General features: G+C 71.7%; 4 protein-coding genes and 2 pseudogenes. 5 read left to right on the forward strand and 1 reads right to left on the reverse strand.

Going from position 1 to position 8035, the window contains the following annotated elements:
* Window positions 1-182: 182 nt before the first annotated feature.
* From ACFXKZ_RS27620 to ACFXKZ_RS27630, 3 genes and pseudogenes are all read left to right on the forward strand, one after another.
* On the forward strand, window positions 183-800 hold the full coding sequence (locus tag ACFXKZ_RS27620) for a hypothetical protein (protein ID WP_380003718.1): 618 nt from the start codon (window positions 183-185) through the stop codon (window positions 798-800).
* Window positions 801-1176: 376 nt separating this feature from the next.
* Entirely contained in the window at window positions 1177-1845 is a 669-nt protein-coding gene (locus ACFXKZ_RS27625; protein ID WP_380003719.1) for a class F sortase, read from the forward strand.
* Window positions 1846-2373: 528 nt separating this feature from the next.
* Window positions 2374-2490, forward strand: a pseudogene (locus ACFXKZ_RS27630) (23S rRNA (adenine(2503)-C(2))-methyltransferase RlmN); the annotation flags it as partial.
* A gap of 1958 nt (window positions 2491-4448) precedes the next feature.
* Here the strand turns inward: ACFXKZ_RS27630 and ACFXKZ_RS27635 are convergent.
* Window positions 4449-5948 (reverse strand): annotated as a pseudogene (locus tag ACFXKZ_RS27635) (MFS transporter); the annotation flags it as partial.
* Window positions 5949-6196: 248 nt separating this feature from the next.
* On the opposite strand from ACFXKZ_RS27635, the gene ACFXKZ_RS27640 reads away from it, so the two are divergent.
* Entirely contained in the window at window positions 6197-6931 is a 735-nt protein-coding gene (locus ACFXKZ_RS27640) for a TetR/AcrR family transcriptional regulator (protein ID WP_380003720.1), read from the forward strand.
* 189 nt (window positions 6932-7120) lie between these two features.
* Complete coding sequence (locus ACFXKZ_RS27645) at window positions 7121-7846, forward strand: GntR family transcriptional regulator (RefSeq protein ID WP_380003721.1); 726 nt, start codon at window positions 7121-7123, stop codon at window positions 7844-7846.
* The last annotated feature ends 189 nt before the right edge of the window (window positions 7847-8035 follow it).

The raw sequence follows: 8035 nt of genomic DNA on the forward strand, positions 1-8035 counted from the left end.
TTCGTCGGGGCCGTGTGGGCGGGGAAACCGGGAATCCCATGCTTACGGAGCGTGGCTGTTCGATCCCATTTCGGGTGATTTCGGCGTGCGCGAGGGTATCCGCCCGGCTTACCTGGAAGTCGCGAGCACGGCTGTCCCAGCGGTAGGTCGCTATCGCGTCCGCGCTCGCCGGAGGTTCCATCATGCGTTCGATCCACAGGCTGCTCGGTCCGCCGTTGCTCGGCGCGAGTCTCGCCCTGGCCGCCCCGGCGCTCGCCTATGCCGCCGCACCGGCCTCGTCCCAGAGCAATCCGGCGGAGTGCGCAAAGGCGGTCGCCGACGCCGCGAAAGCGCAACTGGCGTACGACGCGGCCGTCGCCGACTACGGCAAGGACACCGCCACGGCCGCCGGCCGGCCCGACAAGTCCCACCAGGACCAACTCGAACGCGCCAAGAATGAGATGACCACCACCGCCTCGAACGCCGCCAAGCAGTGCCCGGACGCCAAGGCCGCAGTCGCCAAGGGTGCAGACGCCAAGACCGCAGACGCCAAGGGTGCGGATGGCAAGGCCGCCGACACCAAGGCCGCCGACGGCAAGGGTGCGGACGGCAAGCCCGAGTCGGCGCATGGCAACGCCCCCGGCCACGAGGACGCACACGCCGCAGCCCCCTCGGGCAGCATGCATACCGGCGCGGGCGGTACGTCCGACGGATCCGGCGACACCGACACCAACGCCGACATCGCCCTCGGCGCAGGCCTGTTCGCCGCCGGCGCGGGCCTGATCGTGCTGCACCGCCGCCGCAACGCCGGCAACCCCTGACCCCCACGCACCAGGTGCCCGCGCCGCCCGATCCACATCGGCGACGCGGGCACTCGGACGGCCACGGACGAGGGGGCGCGGCGGGCGCAGCGGCGGGCGGGGGCGCGACCCGGCGACGGCGCAGCCCGCGTTCGTGCCATCGATGGCGCTTCGCGCGCTTGCCGCCGGGCCCGCGCCACCGGCGATGCTCTGCCCATTCGACTCGGCGGGCGTGCGCTGCCGACGTCGTGTGTTTCACCCACCTGCGCCCCGTCGACCATGTGTCGCTCCCTCACGTCAGTGAGTCGGCGCCACCACCGGCGGCGTGTGACGTCGGGCATCACCAGCAGCCCCGGGTCGATGTCGACCCACCTCGATCGCAGTGACGGGAGGTTCGGTGGAGTCAGAGGTCGTCGCCGAGGAGCGTGTGGTGAAGCGGAGGATCGGGCCGGTCGGGGCGGGGGTGGTGGCGATATGTCTGGGGGTCGCGCTGCTCGTCAACGGCACCGGGACTCCGGGGCCGCCGCCGCAGCCCGGTGTCGCGGACGTGTACCCGGACGAGGCCCGACCCGCGCCGCAAGATCCGCCGCCGCTCGCCCCGCTGCCCGCCGCCGCGCCGACCCGCGTGCGGATCCCGGCCATCGGCGTGGACGCCCCACTGACCGGCCTGGACCTGGAGAGCGGGGGCAGGCTCGCGGCCCCGCCGACCGACGAGCCCAACCTCGCGGGTTGGTATCGAAGGGGCACGTCGCCCGGCTCCGGCGGCACCGCGATCGTGGCCGGACACGTGGACACCGACCAGGGCCCGGCCGTCTTCTACCACCTCGGGGCGCTGCATCGCGGCAACACGGTCGAGGTCGATCGCGCCGACGGCGGCACCGCGGTCTTCACGATCGACGCGATCGAGGTCTACCGCGCCGAGCACTTCCCGGACCGACGGGTCTACGGCGCCACCAAGACAGCGGAACTCCGCCTGATCACCTGCGGCGCCGGCTTCGACCAAACCACACGGCGCTACATGGGCAACGTGGTCGCCTTCGCCCACCTCACCAGCCACCACACATAACTGCCGGCGGAAGGGAACCACGCCCGCCGACGAAGCACCGCCCGGCAATCACCCACGGCAGCGGTTCGACCCGGTCGAACAGCGCCGCTCGGGCCGCGTGACAGCCTTCACCCACCGCACCGACCACCAAGCGTGCAGCCGCCGGTGGGAGGGGACCACGACCCGTCGATGGAGCGCCGCCCGGTGATCCCTCGCGGCGGTGGTTCGACCGTGGGATGGCCTTTGCGCACGTCACCGGGCGGCGTGCGGGTGCATCCGTCGACAGGGCAGCGCTCCGACAGCCGACGTTGGCGGCGGTCCCAACCCCGCCGACAGCGCTGCCTGGGCAATATGTCGTGGCGTTTGCCGGTCTCACCGGGCGCTGCGCGGAGCTGCCGCGGGCAATGGCCTTGAGCATAGTTGGGCCGTGGCAACGCGGTTGGTCCCTGGCGGCGGGCCTGGGCTGTGACGGTATCCGCCTGGGTGGGGCCACTTCGAGCCGGCTTCGAACATCTGCGGGCGTTGGGTGGGATCCGTTCAAGTGGGCCAGACCCGGCCCGGGCCACCCAGCAGCCGAACGCCCGCTGGGACGTGCGTGAGGTGCTGGACGCCGCCTGGCGTTACGAGGGTGTCACCGGTCGCCGGGGGTCCATCGAGTACGTGCTGGACATCAAGCCGGGCCGCCAACCACGGCACGGTTAGCGCGGCCCCGATCAGCACCGCGGCGTATCCGCCGCTCGGGTCGAGTCCGCCGGCGAGCCTTCCCAAGTGGGCCGGGCGCTGCCGGTGCGCGTTGCGCCTTGGGTTGCGGCCGGCCGGTGCGGGGCTGGTCAGAGTCGGTGGTGGGCCGCCGCCGGCGTGCGGGGCTCCGAGACGGAGGGTTCCCGACGAGACGGGTGTGTTGCTCGGTGAAAACCGGCCGGCAGCGGGGAGCGGGTGGGTGGTCGGGTCGGGTTCTCCAGGGCCTTCCAGGGTGGGTCGGGGAGTTTCGGGGGTGTTTGGAGGGGAGTTGGGGTTGGAAACCGGATCGCGGTGGGTGGTTGTGGGCGTCGAGCTTCGGTGACCTGCGGTTTTGTGTGGTTGGGGTGGAAAGTCGGGCGTCGAGTGCCGGTTTCGTGTGCTCCGGCCTCCTGCACCGTCGCTGTGGAGACCGAAATTGCCCGGTGGGGGTCGGCTTCGATTGCTGCGACCTCGCGGAGGTCGTTGAGACCACCGAAAGTGCCCAGCGAGGTCGAAACCGGATCCCGAGGCACTCGAAACGGCTTCTCTTCCCGTTGACCTGCGGTTTTCTCTCGCGCCGAGACCACGGCACTTCACGCCGTCCGGTTTTGTGAACTCCCGCCCCCCAATACGTCCATCGCACCTCGTCCGGTTGTAGTTACCGTCATAGGCACTCGACCTGCCGGTCTGTTGCCGCAGGCCGAGAGCGCTGGTGGACGGATCCAGCCCGTCCGGCGTTTGAGGACGAGTGGGCCGCAGGCCGGTTGCCGGGCTTGTCGGCCGAGGTTGCGGCGACCGGCGAATACGTTCGGCTCGTTCGGCGTCCCAGGGCAACCGGGTTGCAGGTTGGTGGGCGGCCGGCTGCGGTTCGCGGGGGAGTGCGATCGCCTTCGGCTCGGCCGTGGTTGAGGGCCGGTGGGCCGCAGGCTGGTGGGTATCGGTGGCGGTTCGTTGTGGGGTGCGATCGCCTTCGGCCCGGCCGTGGTTGAGGGCGGGCGGGCCGCAGGTGGGTGGGCAACGGCTGCGGTCCGCTTTGGGGTGCGATCGCCCTCGGCCCAGCCGTGGTTGAGATCCGGCGGGCCGCAGGTGGGTGGGCGATGGCTGTGGCTTCGTCCACAGTGCGCGTGCCATCGGTCCGGCCGGTGTTCGAGGCCGATCGGTTGTCGGGTGGCGTGTGGGTGTTCGAGTCCAATTGGACCGACTGATGCCACCGCGCCCCGACGGCGGGTGGGCTGTCGGGGCGTTGTGGTGCGAGATCGTCCGGGTGCGGAAGGTCAGTGGGCCGCCGCTGCGCAGGCGGGGGCGGGCTCGGCCGACGCCGGTTGGGCTTCGCTGCCCTCCGGGCTCGCAGCGTCGGCGGCCACTGCCCCGGCGGCCATGGCCCCCGTGCCCTCGCTCTGGGCGTCCACGGTCCTCGCGTCCACGGCGCCTTCGGCGCCTGCGCGCTTGCCCTCGCTGTCGGCCTTGGCGCTCTCGGCCATGGTGCCCACCACCCCTGTGGCCACGCTCATGTCGCTCTGGGCGCCTTCGGCCACGATGCCCACCGCGCCTGCGGCCACAGTGCCCATGGCTTTCACGCTTTCGGCCACGGCGCCCACGGTCCCCGCCACCTCTGCTCCCGTGCCCTCGCTCTCGGCCTCTGCCCCCGCCCCAGTCCCCGTGGCCTCCGTTCCCGTGCCTGCGCCCTTGGCCCCCGCCCCTGCGCGCTTGGCCCCCGCGCCCGCGCCCGCGCCCTCGGCCCCGGCGCTTGCGCGCTTGGCCCCCGCGCCCGCGCCCGCGCCCGCGCCTGCGCCCTCGGCCCCGGCGCCTGCGCGCTTGGCCTCCGCGCCTGCGCCCTCGGCCCCGGCGCTTGCGCGCTTGGCCTCCGCACCCGCGCCCTCGGCCTCCGCGCCCGTGCCCGTGCCCGCGCCCTCCGCCTCCGCGCCCGTGGCCTTCCCGGGGTCGGTCTGGTTGCGGATCAGGAGTAGGGCGAGGGCGGCGGCGGCCAGGATGCAGGCTGCGGCGGTCCAGAAGCCGGCGGACATTGCCGTGGTGAAGGCCTCGCGGGCGGTGTTCGCCAGGTGGTGGTCGTCGGCGGTGTCGGCCATGGCGAGTGCGTCCGAGATCGACTGCTTGGCCTGTTCGGGGGCCGTGTCGGGCATGGCGCCGGTGTAGGTGCCGGACAGGATGCTGCCGAGGACGGCCACTCCGAGCGCCGCGCCCGCCTGCTGCACCGTGTCGTTGAGCGCCGAGCCGACGCCGGCGTGCTCGGCCGGTACCGCGCCCATCAGCGCCGCCGTCGCCGCGGGCATCGCCAGCCCGCTGCCGATTCCGATCAGCACGGTCGCGGCGGAGAGCAGTGCGAAGCCGGCGTCCGACGGCAGGCTCGCCACGGTGCCGAAGCCGACCGCGATGACCACCAGGCCGACCGCCGTCATCGGCCGGTTGCCGATCCTGTTGCCGAGCGTGGCGCCGATGCCGTTGAACAGCAGCGACGCGACCGCCATCGGGGCGAAGGCCAGACCGGTCCTGCTCGGCGAGTAGCCCAGCACGAACTGGAGGTACTGGGTCAGGATCAACATCAGCCCGCCGTTGGCGAACGTCAGCAGGACGAGCGAGAAACCGGCACCGCTGAACACCCGGTTCCGAAACAGCGCGAGCGGGACCATCGGGTGCGCGGTACGGGTCTCCCAGAAGCCGAACGCCACCAGCGCGACGACCGCGACCACGAGCGAGATCCGCGTACCCGGGTGGGACAGACCACCGTTGGCCGACTCGATGATCGTCCACACCAGCGCGGTCATGCCGACCATCGACAGCACCATGCCCAGCGGGTCGGACTTGCGCCACGGCCCCTTCGACTCCGGCATCAGCACGAGCGCGGCGATGATCGCGACGATCGCGATCGGCACGTTGATCAGGAACACCGCGCCCCACCAGAAGTGCGCGATCAGTACGCCGCCGACCACCGGCCCGCCGACCAGACCCACCATGGCCACCGCACTCCACGCGGTGATCGCCTTCCGCCGCTCCTCGTCGTCGAACACGGTGATCAGGATCGAGAGCGTGCTCGGCATGATCAGCGCCCCGCCGACGCCCATCAGTACCCGACCGGCGATCAGCTGCTCCGGGTTGGCGGCGAAGGTCGCGGCCAGCGAGGCGGCGCCGAAGATCGCCAACCCGACGATCATGATCCGCCTTCGACCGAACCGATCGGACAGGCTGCCCGCGGTCAACAACAGACCGGCGAACACCAGTACGTACGACTCGATGATCCATTGGATCTCCTGGGCGTTCGCCCCCAGGTCGGTCGCGATCGGCGGGACCGAGACGGTCAGCACCATGTTGTCCACGACCAGCACCAGCGTGCTCAGGCACAACACGATGAGGATCAGCCAGCGGCGCGGATTGCGGTGGTTCTCCATGGTGGGCCCCTCGAGTTCTCGGCTTCACGGCTTCTCGGCGCAGCGGACGATGCGTGATGCGTACGCCGTGCTCCCGTTGCGAACACTGTACGCATCACGGAACAGTGTGCGCAAGTTGTGAACGTCGTTCCGTGCGCAGTTATGGATCAGGTGTACGCAGAATGCGAACACTGTGCGCTACGGTGGCTCGAAGACAGCGACACACGCGAAACGCGCGATACACGCGGTACGGAGAGACGAGGGGCGCCATGGCAGCCGACGAAAAGCCGATCGAATCCGTATGGACGCGCCCGCGTCGCCAACGCGAGCAGCTGAGCCGGGAGCAGATCGTGGCCGAGGCGGTGCGGCTGCTCGACACCGAGGGGCTGGAGGCGCTGAGCATGCGGCGCCTGGGTACCCGCTTGGGCGCGGGGGCCACCTCGCTGTACCGGCACGTGGCCAACAAGGACGAGCTGATCGAGCTGGTCGTCGACGAGGTCTACGGCGAGTTGACCGTGCCGGATCCGGGGGATCCGGCGAACTGGCGTGCCGCGATCGGGAGTTGCGCGTACAGCGTGCGCGCGATGGTGCTGCGCCATCCCTGGGTGGCGGCGGTGCTCGGCCAGGTGGGACTGGCCTACCTGGGGCCGAACGTGATCCGGCTGTCCGAGCGCATGCTCGCCGTGGTCGAGGGCGCGGGCTTCGCCGTCGAGGAGAGCGATCAGGCGATGAGTACGGTCCTGGCCTATGTGATCGGGATGGCCACCAGCGAGGCGGCCTACCTGTCCATGCTCGCCCGCAGCGGTCGGACCGAACAGGAACTGATGGAGAGCCTGGAACCCAGCGCCGAGGAGGCGATGCGCGACCATCCCCGGGTCCGGGAGAGCCAGTCGGCGATGCGCGGCAGGGATCCCGAGCAACTGCGCGAGGCGAACTTCGACTACGGCCTCCAGCGCATGTTGGACGGCCTGGCGGTCCGCCTCGAACATCTCGCAACCGGCTGATCCACGAGGGGGTTCGCGGCGGCCGGTGAACCCGCCGCGCCGGACGCAGAGCCCGTCGGGGCGGGTGCCGGAGCCGCCGGCGGGCGGCGGACGGGGGTCGGGTTCCGGCGGCTATCCTGGCCGCTCCGGCCTCGGGTCGAGCGGGCCGGGAATCGTACTCCTGGTCGCTCGGCCGGTCTGGGGAACCCCTTGTCGTCGTTACCGTCGTCGGCGGACATCAAGTCCGAGCAGATCGCCGCGGAGATCCGCGACGCGATCCGGTTCGGCACACTCCAACGCGGGACGCTGTACTCCGCGCGGGAGTTGGGCGAACGGTTCGGTGCCTCCCGGACGCCGGTACGGGAGGCCCTGCTCAAACTGGCGGACCTGGGACTGGTCCGGATCGAACGCAACCGCGGCGCGCGCGTGCTCGGCCCGGACGGGCGCGGCGTGGTCGAACTGTGCAGCCTGCGCGTGTTGTTGGAGCCGCCGGCGTGCCGCAGCGCCGCGGCGGTGATGACCACCCGCGACGACGAGGAACTGGCCGCCCAACTGGCGATCATGGCGGCGCACCCCGACGCCGGCCCCGAGTACTTCGCCGCCGACGAGAAGCTGCACGACGTGATCCTGCGGGCCGGCGGAAACCGGCGACTGGCCAAGTTCGTCGGCGAGTTGCGTCAGACGTTGGCACTGGACGGGCGGCTCAGCGTGCCCAGGTACCAATCGGTGGAGACCGCGCTCCGGGAGCACACCGACATCGTCGAGGCACTGCGCCGGCGCGACGGGGTGGCCGCGGAGAGCGCGATGCGCAAACACGTCGTGCGCTCGGGGGAGTTGCTGGTGGCCAACACCGGCGAGGACAGCTGGGGTCTGGTCGCGGAATGGCGCCGCTGGGTGGGAATCGCGGGGACGACGGGCGAGCGCCCGCTGTTCTGATCGGGGGTATGCCCCCGGCTCGGTCTTCGTCGACCGCATCTCCGCATCCGATCCGCGCCTGCCGGTCGGGGGGGGGGGGGGGCGGGGCGGGGGGGGGGGGGCCGCCCCCCCCCGGGCCCCCCCCCCCCCGCGGCCGCGGTTCGGGGACCCACATCGGGGTGGTGTAGTACCCGAATGGGGGCCCCCCGG

It is taken from the genome of Embleya sp. NPDC059237, assembly GCF_042754105.1.
In the GTDB taxonomy this organism is placed as follows: Bacteria; Actinomycetota; Actinomycetes; order Streptomycetales; family Streptomycetaceae; genus Embleya.

Coding starts and splice junctions, on each gene's coding strand:
- ACFXKZ_RS27640 (WP_380003720.1), top strand. CDS start 6,197: ATGGCAGCCGACGAAAAGCCGATCGAATCCGTATGGACGCGCCCGCGT.
- ACFXKZ_RS27620 (WP_380003718.1), top strand. CDS start 183: ATGCGTTCGATCCACAGGCTGCTCGGTCCGCCGTTGCTCGGCGCGAGT.